At 63.8% G+C, this 15918-nt stretch carries 14 protein-coding genes; 12 read left to right on the forward strand and 2 right to left on the reverse strand.

Annotated features, from left to right (window positions below):
* Window positions 1-74: 74 nt before the first annotated feature.
* From AC3RCG_RS05305 to AC3RCG_RS05330, 6 genes are all read left to right on the forward strand, one after another.
* Complete coding sequence (locus AC3RCG_RS05305; RefSeq protein ID WP_492403434.1) at window positions 75-1571, forward strand: hypothetical protein; 1497 nt, start codon at window positions 75-77, stop codon at window positions 1569-1571.
* Window positions 1568-3037: a hypothetical protein gene (locus AC3RCG_RS05310; RefSeq protein WP_492403432.1), complete on the forward strand. Its 1470-nt coding sequence runs from the start codon at window positions 1568-1570 to the stop codon at window positions 3035-3037. Before AC3RCG_RS05305 ends, AC3RCG_RS05310 begins: the two co-directional genes overlap by 4 nt.
* Before the next feature lie 44 nt (window positions 3038-3081).
* The gene (locus tag AC3RCG_RS05315; RefSeq protein ID WP_121668479.1) at window positions 3082-3519 is read left to right on the forward strand and encodes a hypothetical protein; all 438 of its coding nucleotides are present in this window, start codon (window positions 3082-3084) and stop codon (window positions 3517-3519) included.
* Between the two features lie 36 nt (window positions 3520-3555).
* On the forward strand, window positions 3556-7257 hold the full coding sequence (locus AC3RCG_RS05320; RefSeq protein ID WP_492403430.1) for a tubulin-like doman-containing protein: 3702 nt from the start codon (window positions 3556-3558) through the stop codon (window positions 7255-7257).
* Between the two features lie 284 nt (window positions 7258-7541).
* Window positions 7542-8510: a hypothetical protein gene (locus AC3RCG_RS05325; protein ID WP_492403428.1), complete on the forward strand. Its 969-nt coding sequence runs from the start codon at window positions 7542-7544 to the stop codon at window positions 8508-8510.
* 16 nt (window positions 8511-8526) lie between these two features.
* On the forward strand, window positions 8527-9273 hold the full coding sequence (locus AC3RCG_RS05330) for a hypothetical protein (RefSeq protein ID WP_070312379.1): 747 nt from the start codon (window positions 8527-8529) through the stop codon (window positions 9271-9273).
* A gap of 113 nt (window positions 9274-9386) precedes the next feature.
* Here AC3RCG_RS05330 and trmL read toward each other — a convergent pair whose 3' ends face one another.
* Together trmL and AC3RCG_RS05340 are read right to left on the reverse strand one after the other, a co-directional pair.
* Entirely contained in the window at window positions 9387-9857 is a 471-nt protein-coding gene (gene trmL / locus AC3RCG_RS05335) for a tRNA (uridine(34)/cytosine(34)/5-carboxymethylaminomethyluridine(34)-2'-O)-methyltransferase TrmL (RefSeq protein WP_070222564.1), read from the reverse strand.
* A 39-nt stretch (window positions 9858-9896) separates the two neighbouring features.
* Window positions 9897-10664, reverse strand: a complete 768-nt coding sequence (locus tag AC3RCG_RS05340) for a phosphoribosyltransferase family protein (protein ID WP_492403425.1) — start codon at window positions 10662-10664, stop codon at window positions 9897-9899.
* 57 nt (window positions 10665-10721) lie between these two features.
* On the opposite strand from AC3RCG_RS05340, the gene AC3RCG_RS05345 reads away from it, so the two are divergent.
* From AC3RCG_RS05345 to AC3RCG_RS05370, 6 genes are all read left to right on the forward strand, one after another.
* A complete protein-coding gene (locus AC3RCG_RS05345; protein WP_227742101.1) occupies window positions 10722-11645 on the forward strand; it encodes a methyltransferase domain-containing protein in 924 nt (307 codons plus the stop codon).
* Between the two features lie 465 nt (window positions 11646-12110).
* Window positions 12111-13319, forward strand: a complete 1209-nt coding sequence (gene coxB, locus AC3RCG_RS05350; RefSeq protein ID WP_492403423.1) for a cytochrome c oxidase subunit II — start codon at window positions 12111-12113, stop codon at window positions 13317-13319.
* A gap of 13 nt (window positions 13320-13332) precedes the next feature.
* On the forward strand, window positions 13333-14931 hold the full coding sequence (gene ctaD, locus AC3RCG_RS05355) for a cytochrome c oxidase subunit I (RefSeq protein ID WP_034749009.1): 1599 nt from the start codon (window positions 13333-13335) through the stop codon (window positions 14929-14931).
* 55 nt (window positions 14932-14986) lie between these two features.
* The gene (locus AC3RCG_RS05360; RefSeq protein WP_217494223.1) at window positions 14987-15103 is read left to right on the forward strand and encodes a cytochrome oxidase small assembly protein; all 117 of its coding nucleotides are present in this window, start codon (window positions 14987-14989) and stop codon (window positions 15101-15103) included.
* A gap of 1 nt (window position 15104) precedes the next feature.
* Window positions 15105-15677, forward strand: a complete 573-nt coding sequence (locus AC3RCG_RS05365) for a cytochrome c oxidase assembly protein (RefSeq protein WP_071650232.1) — start codon at window positions 15105-15107, stop codon at window positions 15675-15677.
* Between the two features lie 9 nt (window positions 15678-15686).
* Complete coding sequence (locus tag AC3RCG_RS05370; RefSeq protein ID WP_070312376.1) at window positions 15687-15893, forward strand: DUF2970 domain-containing protein; 207 nt, start codon at window positions 15687-15689, stop codon at window positions 15891-15893.
* Window positions 15894-15918 lie beyond the last annotated feature (25 nt).

Below are 15918 nucleotides of genomic sequence, written 5' to 3' on the forward strand. Positions count from 1 at the left end.
CAGGGCTGCGACTTCGTTTCGACAGCCCCAGCACGTTACACCGTCTGATATGCATTGCTTGTCATAGAAAATACATGGATCATAAAACTTCTGGGGATTGGCCACTGCCCTCCGGCGTCTGGTACGTCGATGACGCGGGCGCGTGGACCATGCAGCGCAGCGCGGACGGCCAGAATGTCTCGCCCTTGGTGAGCCAGGCCGATATCGGCAAGCTGATGCTCGCGCGGCGCCTGCCCGCGGCCGCCGGCGCGCCCGTGCGGCAGTTTCCGCCCGAATTTGCGTTCGACCCCGCCTCGGGCGCGGCCTTGCAAGTGCCGCCCGAGGCGGCCGCCACGCCGTCCGGGGTGGCGCCTTGGGTTCCTCCTTTCGGCGCGCATCCTGTCAGCGATGTGCCGCCGGCCGGTCCGGCCGGCTTGCGCCAGGCCAGCGTACCGCTGAAGCTGGCCGATCAGCGCGCGCGCGAAGAGCATGCGCAAGCCGATGCCTCGCTGCCCATGCCGCCGCCCGGCGAATACGAATTCTTTTCCGCCCCGTTCGGCACCAGCGCGCCCGCGCTGCTGGCGCTCGACCCGCGCAAGGCCGTCCTGCACGCCTGGCTGCCCGCCTCGAAACGCTGGCTGGCGCTGGACCCCGACTATGGCAGCTTGCTGGCCGAATCGGACCTGGCCCACGGCGCCTGGCGCGCCGAGCTGGTGCCGGAATTCAATAGCGTGCTGGTCTTGCCGACCAGCCATGGCCTGGCCTGCATCCGTCCCGACGTGCCTTCGCTGACCTACGTGGTCGAGCACGTGGGCGGCGCGCCGTGCGTGGCCGCGCCCGTCTGGTTCCAGAACCGCCTGTGGGCACCGCTGCGCGACAACGATGGCCGCATCCGCTTCGTCAACCTTGATGCGCAACAAAAACCGGGCAGCGACGTGCTGCTCGACGGCGTGGTCGACCTGGGCACCGTCAGCGCCCCCGTCGCCTACAACCGCATGGCCGTGTGGCCCTGCGCCAACGGCCAACTCCGGCTGCAGCTGCAGCCGGACGGCAACGTGGCCGCTTCGTTTACGCCCTGGCCCGAAGGGCTGGTGCCGCATTTCGAATTCGGCAGCCCGTACGTGTCGCGCGATGGCGGCCTGTGGCAGCTGTGCTTCGAGCGCAGCCGCGGCACCTATGTCTACGTGAAACTGGGCGCGCAATCCGAGCGGGCCGACGCGCTGGCGCCGCGCCTGTGCTCGGGCAGCTTCAATTACCGCTTCGCCGCCAAGCTGAAAACGGCGCCGTGGGAAGAACCGGAACACGGCGACGATGGCGGCAAGAACCAGGCCGTCATGCCCTTGCTGGAATCGGGCGGGGGCAGCAGCGTCTTTGGCGTCAAGTTCGCCACCAGCGCCGGCCTGTCGAGCGTGCTGCGCTCGAGCGAGCGCCTGGCGGCCCAGCTGGTGCAGGACGACGAGTTGCGCGAAACCGTATTTCACACGTTCGCCGTCAGCGAGCCGTGGCGCGTGCGCCTGTTTGTGCATGAAGGCATGCTGTGGGCCTACCACCCGCTGCTGTCGCGCATCGATGGCTGGGCCTTGCAGGCATGAAGGCGCGCTTACTGACCGTGGCTTGCGCCGCGTTTTTCAGCGCCGCCGCCGCGCATGCGGCCGGCATCCAGCAAGCGTTTCTGGTGCAAAACTCGGGCTGGATGGAGCCGTTTTACACGGATGAGCATTCACAGCTGAAAGCCCTGGTGGGCGCCGTGGCGCAGGCCGCTACAAACCCGTCCGACAAGGTCTACACCCTGGCCTTCAGCCAGAGCAGCGGCAGCAATGTGTCGCCAGCGCTGATCGGGCAAGGGCAGGGCGGCGCCGGCGTGGCGGGCCAGCTGGCCCATCTCGGCCTGGCGCGCAAGAGCGCCGGCGGCGCGCTGGCCGACACGGATTTTCAGGAAGCCGTGACCAAGACCATCACGGGCCCGTTCCAGTCCGCGTCCGGCATCGTGTGGATCTTTACGAATAACAAGAACAGCCCGAACAACGACAGCCAGACGGCCGAGCGCAACCGCGATTTTTACCGCTTGCTGCACCTGGAACCGTCGATCACCAAGACGGTGGTGTTTCCGCTGCGCATGCCCGTGCAGGGCAAGCTGTACAGCGCCAAGGGCTTGATGGTGTATGCGCTCGCGTATGGCCAGCCCGCGTCCGAGGCGTTGACCCGCATCCTGGCCGAGGGCCGGCTGTCGCAAGTGCTGACGCGTCCGCCCGCGCGGCTGAAACCGGTGGACCAGGATGCCGTGCGCATCGTGCCCCAGTCCGTCAAGAACAGCGCCAATGTGCACGCCAGCCTGGGCCGCGACGGGCGCACCATCGTGCTCGACGTCGATGCGGCGAACCTGGTGCCGCAAGTGGTGCTGGAGGCGTCCTTGCAAAACATGTTTTTCCCGTACGTGATCGACAGCGCCAGGGTGCACGCCAGCCTGGCAGGCCAGAACGCGCCGCTGCACGTTGCGCCAGATCAAATCCGCCAGCTGCAGCCGGGTGCCAGCCAGTCCGTGCAGGTGCAGTTCGCGTTGCCGATGGCGCAGATTCCGTCGCCGTGGTCGGCGCAGGCGATCGCCGCCATGGGCAAGCAGGTGCTGCTGCCCATGCAGGCGCAGGTGGGCCTGTCGGAACAGCGGCTGGCGCTGGCGTCCAGCTTCGGCAAGGATTTGCAGGAACTGTTTCCCGGCGATCCGATCTCCGGCATGTTCACGCCGCCCGACAGCGTGCGCGCGTCGCAGGCGACGATCCCGCTGCTGGTGCGCATCCAGTATCCGCTGCTGCCCGTGCTGGTGATACTCGGCGGCGTGCTGGCGCTCGTGCTGGGTTTGCTGGCGCTGGGTTTGCTGGGCACGCGCGCCACGCGCTACAAGGTGATGGCCGACGGCGTGCAGCGGCAAGTGCTGCTCAAACCCTTCAAAAGCGTGCAGATCCGCGACGATGACGGCCGCGATATTGGCGAACTCAAGCGTGGCCTGGGCAAGCCGGCCGTCGTGCGCGTGGCCGAAGGCCATACCCTGAGCCTGGCCTGATAACGATTTCCTTTTAAACTATTCAAATCCACCAGAGGCATACCATGGCGCAAGAGACTCCAAAAGACAACAGCGGTTTTACCTTGCCGGCCCCCGCATCCGCGCCACCGGCCGCCGATGCGCCGGGCGCACCAGCATCCACCACGGCCACCACCGAAGCTGCGCCCGCGTTGGACGCCGCTGCCACGACCGACACCTCGTCGCGCGACACGCTGATCGGCGGCGTCGTGCTGTTGCTGCTGTTCGTCGCCTTTTTCTTTGCCAAGAATGCCTATGCGAATGGCCTGGTGGCCAAGCGCGTGCCGCCGAACAAGGCCAATGCCTCGGGCTGGTGGCTGTTCATTTTCCTGGCCAGCCTGGCGACCGGTGTCGTGCTGGCGGCCGTGAATGCGCATAAATTCCTCGCGCCATTGTTCATGGGACCGCTGGTGCTGGTGGGCCTGGTAGCGTTGCTGTTGACGTTCACCTCCAGCCGCCGCTAAGAATACGCCGTTGCACGCATCATCGAAGGAATCACCATGGCAGAGAACCTGAACCAAACCATCACCGGCGGCGCCAGCGAGCGCAAGCAGGACAAGATCATCGAACTGCGCCCGACCCTGTTCATCGGCATCGGCGGCACGGGCATGCAGGTGCTGATGCGCGTGCGCCGGCGCATCCTCAACACGCTGTGGGGCGGCGCGGGCAACCGCACGCGCATCGAGGGGCTGGCCGACTTCCCCATCGCGCAATTCATCCATTTCGACCTCGACAATGGCGCCGTGATCGAGAGCGGCGAGTCGCAGGCGAAGGACTTGCAGTTCGACCAGGTGAAGTTCACGGACGATGACAAGGTGGTCGAATCGTTCGACATGGACAAGTACAGCCGCGATGAAGATTCCTTGGAGAAATATCCGCACATCAAGGAATGGTTGCCGCTGACGCCGCAGCGCATCCGCGAGCTGCGTTTCGACATGAGCAGCGGCGCCGGGCAGATCCGCGCCGTGTCGCGCCTGTATTTCTTCGACAAATACGCGAAGATCCGCGACAAGATCCGTTTGAAGCTGAAAGCGCTGAAGGCGGGCCTGTCGCACGAGCGCCAGCTGGCCGAACTGGGTTTGCGCATGGAAACGAACCGTTTCCGCATCGTCATCGTCGGTTCCGTGGCGGGCGGCACGGGTTCCGGTTCCTTCCTCGACATGGGCTTGCTGGCGCGCTGGCTGGCGCGCAGCGAAGTGGGCGCGGCCGACGTGGAGCTGATGCTGTTCTTGCCGACCGGCTACACCAAGGCCAACAAGGACCGGGTCGAGGCCAACGGCTATGCGGCGCTGATGGAGCTGGAATCGGCCATGATGGGCAACAAGGGTTATGTGGGCCGCTGGGATGCCTACGACCGTCCGGAGCTGACGCGCGAGCCGTACAGCGAGGTGTACCTGATCGATTCGGGCAATCTTGCCCAGCAGCACACCAAGGATGTCAGCGACGTCTACCACATGGTGGCCGACTCGCTGTTCGAGGATTTTGCCTCGGCCGACTTTGCCCGCGCCAAGCGCTCGATCGCCGTCAACCAGGCGCAACACAAGAATTCGCTGTACAACGCGCCCGTGCCGCAAGACCGCTTCGGCGACATGCGCCTGTATTTCTCGAAGCGCTTTTCCTCGTTCGGCATGGCCGTGCTCGATACACGCCAGGAAGCGGCGCGCGACGAGCGGGCCCACCGCTGGGCCGGCGCCATGCTGCAAGCGTTCTTTGGCGTGGGCGGCACGGATGCGGGCGCCAACCGCGCCACGGATACGCAGCGCGATAATTTTCTTGCTGCAAATATGTTCCTGAAGGGCACGCCCTTCAGCGATTTTCCCGAGTTTTCCGACAAAAGCATCGAACTGAAGCGTTCCAGTGGTGACTTCATCGATTTCCGCGTCGTCGACGAATTGCTGGAAGACCGCCACGGCCACTTGCTGGCCGGCGTGGAAAACCGCGTCAATACGCGCATCAACGATATCCGCACGGGCTTCGACCGCAGCGAATGGCCGGCGCAGGTGCGCGACGCCATGAAACACCTGGAACGCGACGCCGTGCGCGACCAGGATTCCACGGCCGACACGACGGAAGACCGCATCAGCAAGCGCCGCCGCGAAGTGCTCGACGACGTCAAGAAAGTCGTGCGTGACCAGTTGTATGGTTATCTTGATAATAAAGAATTCGGCGGCCTGGAATACGTGCTGTCGCTGGTGGAACAGATCAAGGACCGCATCGAGGCGCCGGGCAGCGGCTTGACGGCGCAGATCGGCGCGAATGCCGAGCGTTACCGCGAAATCAAGGAAGCCGTGCGTTCGCGCGAATACGAGCGCCTGTTGAACAACCTGGAGCAGACGCGCAGCACCTTCGGCTTCCTCAGCAATGGCGAAAAGCAGGCGGGCGTGGTGATGGATCATTTGCGCACGGAAATGGCGAATGCGCTGAAATTCCATCTGCGGGCCAAAGCGGCGGACGAGTCCGTCATCCTGCTGGGCGAGCTGTCGCGCTGGCTGGGCAACCGGGTCGGCGTCGATGCGCAGGGCCGCGCGCAGTGGAATGGCCTGGTGGGCGAGCTGCAAACGGGCCGCGAAGGCGTGCTGGCCATGCTGGCGGAACTCAAGACGGCCAATACCATCCTGCAAAAGGACCTGGACAAGGAACATGCGACCCTGATCGTCATTCCCGTCACGGAAAAAGACATCGCGCTGCCGTCGGCGGCCACCTTGCGCCAGTGGGCCGATGAAGCGTTCAAGGACATGGGCGGCTCGAAAGCGCTGTTCCCCATGCTGGGCGAACCGGCGCAGCGGGGTTTGATCCTGGCCAAGGTGACGCGCATGGCCGAGAACATGATCGCCACGGCGGGCCTGGCGGAAGGGGCGACGAGCACGCCCGACCCCCTGTTCGAGGCATTGGAACAGATGGACGTGTCCGAACGCCTGGACCGCTTCCGCAAGCTGCTGGCCTGCTCCATGCCCTGGATCGACGCCAATATGGCGGGCGACTTCACGGTCGTGTCGGACCAGTTCAAGTGCGTGATCGGCGTAGCCAACGCGGCCGCCTTCAAGGCGAAGTTCGGCGCCGAACTCGAATCGTGCGTGCCGACCCAGGTGGGCATCACGGTGAGCCAGCTGGAAATCGTCGAGACGGGCATCCGCGGGCGCGCCGTCTGCTATTGCGAGCTGGCCGGTGTGCCGATGACGGTGCTGCGGGGCCTGGAAGGCTGGCGCACCAGCTACCGCAAGGAAGGCGACAACGACAAGGCGCCGACCCACACGCATATCGATCCGACGCAATTCACGCACCCGATCGCGCCGAATACCGATGAAATGAAGCGCCTGGCCGAGGATTTCGGCGAGTTCCTGCAGGCGATCATGCTGGGCGTGCTGACGCGGCACACGGGCAGAGTCGTGCCGCCAGGCCAGTACCAGTTTGCCGTCGAACCGGGCGACCTGCGCCGCATCGGCAACGAACGGGCCATCCGCCAGAACGGCATGCCCGCCTCGTACGAGAAAAATATCGCGCTGCGCATCGAGGAAAAATTGACGGCGCTTGACGCCGTGCAGACGGCGGCCATGGCCGCGCTGGCAAAATACTATGAACGCACGGTGTATGCGCCCAAGCTGGTGGCGCAGGCCGACGGCTCGCAGCTGCCGTACGTCGGCTTTGGCAGCGCCATTTCCGCCGAGCTGGGCGCGCGTTTGCGCGAGTCGGCGCGCCGCAAGGGCATGGCCAGCGATGAGCTCGAGCGCACGGTGCAAGCCTTGCTGGGGCGCCTGAAGGAATGGGCGAACGTCATCGGCGACTCCGACGGCGACGCCTACGACTGGGAAGTGCGCGAGCCGGAAGCGGACGGCCAGCCCCGGCTGAAATATGCGATCAAGGGGGAAATGCTGGAAGCGGGGCGGCTCGAGCAATTGCTGCGCCCGGCCAGCGCGCCGGCCGCTGCCGTGGCGCCGGCCTTCGGCATGGCGCCGCCACCGCTGGGCGGCATGCCGCCGCCCCTGGTGGAGTACCAGTATTTCCTGGGCATAAACGGCCAGCAGCAGGGACCGTTCACGGCCCAGCAGATCGTGCAGTACGTGCAGGCAGGGCAGGTCGCACCCGGCACCACCAAGGTGTGGCGCGCCGGTTTGCCGGCCTGGGCCGAGCTGGCCCAGTTCCCCGAGCTGGCGCCCTTGTTCCTCAGCGCGCCGCCACCGTTGATGCCGCCGCCCTTGGGTTGAGTGCTGGAGTGCTGGAATGACGTTGGAATGAAGGATTAGTTTTGGATATCTGTAACAAATGCAAGACGGGCCTGTGGACCGTTGTCAGCCATTGCCCGTACTGCGGGCAGGCGCAGGCTGGCGTAGCCAAGCCAGCCGCGGCCGTGCCGCCGCCGCTGCCTGTGCAAGCGCCTGTCCCAGCGCCTGTGCCGCCTGTGCCAGTATCGCCGCCTGTGGCGCCCAAGCCGCCGCCTCAGCCGGTGACACCGGCGCCTGCGCCGAAAGCGCCACCCAAGCCGGCTCCGGTGCCGCCGCCAGCCGCGCCGAAGCCCGTGCCGGTGCCGCCATCGGCGCCTGCAACGGCAGTCCCGCCGCCGCGCAAGTGGCTGCGCTGGCTGGGCGGCGCCGTCGTGCTGGCGGCCGTCATCGTCTACATGAATGGCAAGCCGGGCGGCAAGAGTGAATCGGCCTGCAATGACGCCATCGACAGTGGCTTGAAGCTGGTGGCGAATGGCAGCCTGGACGGCGCCCGCCAGAAGCTGGCGACGGCGAAAAATGTGTGTACGGGCAAGTCGAGCGCCAAGGCCGACGATCTGCAGGCGGCGATCGGCAAGGCGGGCGCCGCATCGGGCAGTTGCCAGCGCGGCGTGCGCGCCATCGAGCGCAATATTGACGGCCATCAATTGCAAAGCGCCGCCAGGGGCATTGCCGGGCTCGACATCGATTGCGCGGGCGCTGCCAGCGTGGATTCCTTGCGCAAGCAGCTGGCGCGCCAGCAGGCGGCAGCCGCGTCCGTGCTGGTCGGCGTGCGCCAGGCGCTCGATGGCAAGGATGCGACGGCGGCCCGCAATGGCATCGCCAGGCTGGAAGCGATCGACCGCGAAGCGGTGGAATTGCCGCAGCTGAAGGCCGACGTGCAGGCGCTGTCGATGGTGGCGCCCGTTTCTGCCCCGTTACCGGCCCCGGCGCAGGCAGCAATGCCGGCACAGCAGGAACTGGCGCCCGCGCGCGTGGTCGAACGTCCAGCGGTGACCGAACGCCGTCCGCTGGAAACGTCGCCCGTCGATAGCGGCGCGGCCATGCGCAACGAAATGGCGCAATCATTCCTGCGCGATGCCGAACGTTCATTGCTGGAAGGTAAGTTCGATGCGGCCAAGACGTATCTGGAAAGCGCGCGCCGCATCGATCCGGGCAATGCGCGCATCGACAATCTGTCGCGCCGCATCCGCGAGCGCGAACGGCAAGTGCTGCAGACGGAAACAACGATCAATTAGTCATCCGGGAGTTACCATGCTGAATCACACCACCTTGCGCGCCGTCGCTGCGCTGACCATCGCGGCCATGCTGACCGGCTGCGCCACGGCGACTATGAGCCCGAACGGCGTGCGCCAGGACAGTTCCTATCCGCAAGGCGGCGCCCAGGCGGCCACGGATGAGGATCCGTGCAGCGTGGGCACGTCGGCGGCGGCCGGTGCGGCCGTGGGCGCGCTGCTGGGGGCGCTGGCGGGCGGCAAGAATGGCGCGCTGAAGGGCGCGGCCATCGGCGGCGGCCTGGCGGCGGCCGGTTGCCTGGCCATCAATGTCAATTCGCGCCAGACCAAGACGGCGGCGCAGGCGGACCGCGACTACATCCGTACGCGCGGCGCCTTGCCGCGCGAGCCGCAAGTGGTGTCGTACACGCCGCAGCTGAGCGCGTCGACCGTCAAGCGCGGCCAGCCGTTCAAGGTCAACTCCGTGGTGGAGCTGGTCAACGGCAGCGCGCAAAGCGTCAACGACGTGCGCGAAGAACTGGTGGTGCTCGACCCGCAAGGCCAGCCATTCAAGTCCGGCTCGAAAGCCCTGGCCAGCAACAACAAATCGGGCGGTCGCTTTGAAAACTCGTTCGAGCTGACCTTGCCGGCCGGCGTGTCGCAGGGTGTGTATGGCGTCAAGACGAATTTATATGTCAACGGCAAGCTGGCCGCCACGCGCGATTTGCGCACGCAGCTGGTGATGCTGGACGACAATAGCGGCGCGGCGCGGCTGGCGCTGCGCTGATCGCCGTATGCAAATGCGTAGGTCGGATTAGCGGGGTAAAGCCCCGCGTAATCCGACAACACCACTAACGCCAACAATGTTGTCGGATTACGGCCCCTTGGGCCTAATCCGACCTACGCGCCGCCGGCGTATCCATGCTGGCGCCAGGCCTCGTAGACAACGACGGCCACCGTATTCGACAGATTCAAACTGCGGTTGTCGGGGCGCATGGGCAGGCGGATGCGTTGCTCTGCCGGGAAACCGTCGCGCAGGGCCGGGTCCAGGCCCTTTGTTTCGGAACCGAACACGAACACGTCGCCGGGCAGGAAGGCCACGTCGCCGAACGGGCGCGAGCCGCGCGTCGTCATGGCGAACATGCGGGCGGGGTCGGGCTGGGTATCGGCCAGGAAGGCTGCCCAATTCTTGTGCACCTTCATCTTCGCGTAATCGTGGTAATCGAGGCCGGCGCGCTTCATCTTGGCATCGTCGAGGGGAAAGCCCAGCGGTTCGACCAGATGCAGCTGCGCGCCCGTGTTCGCGCACAGGCGGATGACGTTGCCCGTATTGGGCGGGATTTCAGGTTCTACCAAAACAACGTGAAACAAAATGCTCTCCTTGGTCTATCTCTCATATATACAGCGAATTTAATGCGGCGGCGTGCGCGCCACCACCAGGATGCTGACCCTGGCCGCCCCCGCGCGCTTGCAGGCGGCGGCCAGGGCGTTGACGGTATGGCCGCTGCTCATCACGTCTTCGACGATGCCGACATGGCATCCTGGCAATAACGCCGCATGGTCCGGCGCGATGGTGAACGCGTGCGCCAGGTTGGCTTGCCGTTCCTGCGGCGCCACGCCGCTTTGCGCCCGCGTCTCGCGCACGCGCAGCGCCAGCCGGGGCTGTAAAGGCACGTCCAGCAGGCGCGCCAGCGGGCGCGCGATTTCCAGCGCCTGGTTAAACCCCCGCTCGGCCAGCCGGGCCGGGCCCAGCGGCACAGGGCACAGCAGATGCGGCGCTTCCCATCCTTGTTGTTGCTGAATGGCAACATGCAGCAGTTCTGCGAACAGGGGCGCCAGCGCCAGGTGCGCGCCGAATTTCAGCTGCAGCAGCAACTGGTCGACGGGCGCCGCATAGTCGAACGCCGTGACGGTGGCGTCATATGCGGGCCGCTGGCGCAAACAGCGCCCGCACAGTTGAGCCACTTTACTGTCAGCGAGCGGATTGGCGCACTGGCGGCAGCGGTGGCGCAGTTGCCCGCGTCCTTGCCCCAGGTACTGCGCGCGGCAAGGCGGGCACAGCACTTGCGGGCAACCGATGCCGCACAGCGCGCATTGCGCCGGCAGCACGGTGTCGCCCAGCCACAGTCGCAGCGCCCGCCAGGCGGCATCAAGGCGTTGCCGGGTGGCGGTCCGCATCGCGATGGCGTCGTTCCATGTACACTGCCGACATTATCTCACCTCACCCGATTCAACATGCCAGTTCCCACCAGTCCGCCCAAAATGAGTGCGCCCATCGATGCGGTGCAAGTACGCGATTTCTTTTCCCGTCCCGCGCGCGTCGCGCCGTCGGACTTCCTGCGCCGCGAAGTGTCGGCACGCATGCACGAGCGCCTGGAGCTGGTGAAAATCACGCCGCATCGCGTGCTTGACGCCGGCTGCGGCCCAGGCGCGGACCTGGCGCAATTGCACAAGGATTATCCCGCCGCGCAGATTATCGGTCTCGATGCAGCGCAAGCGATGATGCAGGCGGCGCGCGCGCCCGCGTCGAAACTGGCCAGCCTGAATCAGTTCCTCAGCAAGTTGCTGCCGGCCAAGACAGGCGTGGATTTGTTGTGCGGCGACCTGGGCGACCTGCCGCTGGCGCAGGGCAGCATCGACCTCGTGTGGTCGAATCTGGCGCTGCACTGGCATGCCCAGCCCGACCGCGTGTTTGCCGAATGGCGGCGCGCGCTGCGCCTCGATGGCTTGCTGATGTTTTCCTGTTTCGGCCCCGATACCTTCCGCGAAGTGCGCGACGCCTTTGCCGAGGCGGATTTATATCCGCACGCCTTGCCCTTCGTCGACATGCACGATTTTGGCGACATGCTGGTCGAGACGGGCTTTTCCACGCCCGTGCTGGACATGGAGATCATCACCGTCACCTACGATACGGCGGAAAAACTGCTGGCGGACGTGCGCGCCTTTGGCGGCAACCCGCTCACCACGCGCCGGCGCGGCCTGATGGGCAAGGCGGCCTGGCAGCGCATGCTGGCCGCGCTGGAAAAGACGCGCCGTCCCGACGGCAAGCTGGGTCTGAGTTTCGAAGTGATCTATGGCCATGCCTTCCGTCCCGCGCCGCGCGTGACGCGCAATGGCGAAGCGATCATCCGCTTCGATCTGCCGCGCAAGCCCAAATAAAAGGGCAAAGAAACCGACACTTGGTCGCATTCGCGCGCGATGTGGCAACTTGGCGTTGCAAAGCGCGCGGCGGCCGGGAGAAGGGCGCGCACAAAGCCGATTATTGCTTGATGGATTCAAGTTTACTTGATTATAATCGTTGATTGTTTGTCAGCTTGCTAATTGAAAAAAACAAGGGCTGCATACAAAATAAAAAAAACAAAGCGAGACTTATTCGAAGTTACTGCATTAGTATAGTAACCATCTTCCACACGAGGCCATTTCGATGTGGGGAAGAAAAACAGGGTTCCAGCATGGTTGCGCGCCGCCGTTTTTTGCTGCGGCAGCCAGCATGGAATTCGCTGGTGCTTGACGCACATGGCCGCATTCCGGCCGTGTTGCTTTCATGGAGGAGCGGCAGCGGTCCAGTACGGAGAAATCCGCAGCCGTTTAAAATATCATTATTTTTGGGTGGTTGGGGAAAACATGACACATGCAAAGCGACTTCAATCGTTGCTGCTCGGGCTGTCTTTGACAGCGTTTGGCATCGGGCGATGGGCCACGGCGGCACCGGCTGCCAGCACCTATCCCGGCACCGGCGGTCCCGTGCCGTTCGAAATGAATCTGCAACCGCCGGCGACACAGATCGCCCATGAAATCTACGATTTGCACACCCTGATGATGATCATCTGCCTGGTGATCTTCGTGGCCGTGTTCGGCGTCATGTTCTATTCCATCTTCAAGCACCGCAAGTCCCTGGGCCACAAGCCGGCCACTTTCCACGAAAGCACCACCGTCGAGATCGCCTGGACCGTCGTGCCTTTCCTGATCGTCATCGGCATGGCCCTGCCTGCCACGCGCACCGTGGTCGGCATGAAGGACACCTCGAACGCCGACATCACCATCAAGGCCACCGGCATGCAGTGGAAATGGGGCTATGACTACCTGAAAGGCGAGGGCGAAGGCATTTCCTTCCTCTCCAACCTGGCCACGCCGCGCTCGCAAGTGGGTGCGCCAGGCGCGCCGCCGACGGAAAAACGCGGTGAAAACTACCTGATCGAAGTCGACAACGAAGTCGTCGTGCCGGTCAACAAGAAGATCCGCGTGGTACTGACGGCCAACGACGTCATCCACGCCTGGTCCGTGCCCGCCTTTGGCGTCAAGCAGGATGCGATTCCCGGCTTCGTACGCGACACCTGGTTCAAGGCCGACCATATCGGCACCTTCCGCGGCAATTGCGCCGAGCTGTGCGGCAAGGAACATGCGTTCATGCCCATCGTCGTCAAGGTCGTCTCCGCCGACGACTACAAGGCCTGGGTTGATGTAAAACAAAAGGAAATGGCCGCATTGGCTGATGATCCAAGCAAGGTGTGGACCATCGACGAATTGAAGGTCAAGGGCGAGAAAGTGTATACGGCCAACTGCGTGGTCTGCCACCAGGCGACCGGCAAGGGCGTACCGGGGGCATTTGCGCCGCTGGACGGCTCGGCCGTGGTGAACGGCCCGAAAGCTGATCAGATCCACGTCTTGCTGAACGGGCAAAAGAGCGGCAAGTATCCCGCTGAAATGCCGGCATGGAAACAGCTGTCCGACACGGAAATTGCCGCAGTGATCACTTACACGCGCAATTCCTGGTCGAACAAGGCCGTAGAGAACATCGTTCAACCAGCCGAAGTCGTGGCTGCACGCAAGTAATTAGGAGCCGCATATGAGTACGAGCACGAGCACCTTGGACCACGCCGGTCACGATCACGACCATGCCCACGACCACCCGACCGGCTACCGCCGCTGGCTGTTTGCCACCAACCACAAGGATATCGGTACGTTGTACCTGTGGTTCTCGTTCATCATGCTGCTGTCGGGCGGCGTGCTGGCCCTGATGATCCGTACGGAACTGTTTCATCCGGGCTTGCAATTCTTTCACCCTGAATTTTTTAATCAACTGACCACCATGCACGGCCTGGTGATGGTGTTTGGCGCCATCATGCCGGCCTTCGTCGGCTACGCCAACTGGATGATCCCGCTGCAAGTGGGCGCGTCCGACATGGCGTTTGCCCGCATGAACAATTTCTCGTTCTGGCTGCTGCCGCCGGCCGCGCTGCTGCTGGCCACGTCATTCCTCGTACCGGGCGGCGCCACGGCTGCCGGCTGGACCCTGTATGCGCCGCTGTCGACGCAGATGGGCCCCGGCATGGACATGGCGATTTTTGCCATGCACCTGATGGGCGCCTCGTCCATCATGGGTTCGATCAACATCATCGTCACCATCCTGAACATGCGCGCCCCCGGCATGACCCTGATGAAAATGCCGATGTTCTGCTGGACCTGGCTCATTACCGCGTATCTGTTGATCGCCGTCATGCCCGTGCTGGCCGGCGCCATCACCATGACCCTGACGGACCGCCATTTTGGCACCTCGTTCTTTAATGCGGCGGGCGGCGGCGACCCCGTCATGTACCAGCACATCTTCTGGTTCTTCGGCCATCCCGAGGTCTACATCATGATTCTGCCGGCCTTCGGCATCGTCTCGCAGATTCTGCCCGCGTTTGCCCGCAAGCCGCTGTTCGGCTATGCCTCGATGGTCTACGCCACGGCGTCGATCGCGATCCTGTCCTTCATCGTCTGGGCGCACCACATGTTTACCACCGGCATGCCGGTGACGAGCCAGCTGTTCTTCATGTACGCGACCATGCTGATCGCCGTGCCGACGGGCGTGAAAGTGTTCAACTGGATCGCCACGATGTGGAAGGGCTCGATGACGTTCGAAACGCCGATGCTGTTCTCGGTGGGCTTCATCTTCGTGTTTACCATGGGCGGCTTCACGGGCCTGATCCTGGCCGTCACGCCGATCGACATCCAGCTGCAGGATACCTATTATGTGGTGGCGCACTTCCACTACGTGCTGGTGGCCGGTTCGCTGTTCGCCCTGTTCGCCGGTTTCTACTACTGGTCGCCGAAATGGACGGGCCATATGTACAACGAGACGCGCGGCAAGATCCACTTCTGGCTGTCCCTGATCACGTTCAACGTGACCTTCTTCCCGATGCACTTCCTGGGCCTGGCCGGCATGCCGCGCCGCTACGCCGACTATCCGGCGCAGTTCACGGATTTTAATATGATCGCCTCGATCGGCGGCTTCGGTTTCGGCCTGATGCAGGTGTACTTCCTGTTCTTCGTCGTCTTGCCGACCATCCGCGGCGGCAAGGCTGCGCCAGCGAAACCTTGGGAAGGCGCGGAAGGCCTGGAATGGACCGTGCCGAGCCCGGCGCCGTTCCACACGTTTGAAACGCCGCCCACCGTCAAATAATGTCAGTGTCACGGGCCGGCGTGTTGCGCGGCCCGTCTTGAATAAAGTGCCTGCCATGACCGAAGTGAAAACTGAGCGCAAGAAACCGAACAACCTGCGTACCGGGCTGATCTTGGCCGCCCTGGCGGCCTTCTTCTTCCTGTCCGTGTTCGTCAAGCGCATGTGGCTCTGACGTGACGACGCCCCACCAACAGGAAACGCGCGGCCTGAACCGCAAGATGCTGGGCAAGCTGCTCGTCATTGCCGTGCTGATGTTCGGCTTTGGCTATGCCCTGATTCCCGTCTACAAGCAGATTTGCGAAGTGATGGGCATTAACGTGCTGACGCAAAAAGATGGCACGGTGGCTTACGACAACAATACGCAGGTCGATACGACGCGCAGCATCACCGTCGAGTTCGACGGCAATGCGCAAGGGCCATGGCGCTTCCGCCCGACCGTCTCGAGCATGCAGGTGCATCCGGGCGAGCTGGTGACCGTCCTGTATGAAGTGGTCAACACGCAAAACCGCGTCGTCAACGCGCAAGCCATCCCCAGCTACGCGCCGCAGAGCGCCACGCCGCATTTCAAGAAGGTCGAGTGCTTCTGCTTCAAGCAGCAGACCTTGAAGGCCCACGAAGCGCGGCAGATGCCGGTGGTGTTCTTCCTCGATCCGGCCCTGCCGAAAGAGGTGAAGACCATCACCCTGTCGTACACGTTTTTCGAGATTGCCGGTCTGAGCCAGGCTCAGACGCCGGCCGTCCAATAGGAGAGTGCTATGGACGAATCCAAGCAGCCTGAAAAAGCGTCGTTCCTGTATTCGCTGCGGGCCGTCGTCTGGTCGTTCACGGGACTGCGCCGCAAGAGCGATTTCGACACGGACTCGGCCAAGCTCAATCCCGTGCACATCGTCATCGCCGGTTTCCTGGTGGTGGCTTGCCTGATCGGCATCCTGATTTCAATTGTTAAATTCGTCGTTTTATAAATTATAAAAAACCACCCTATAAGTT

This window comes from Janthinobacterium sp. GW823-FHT01H08 (assembly GCF_058797855.1).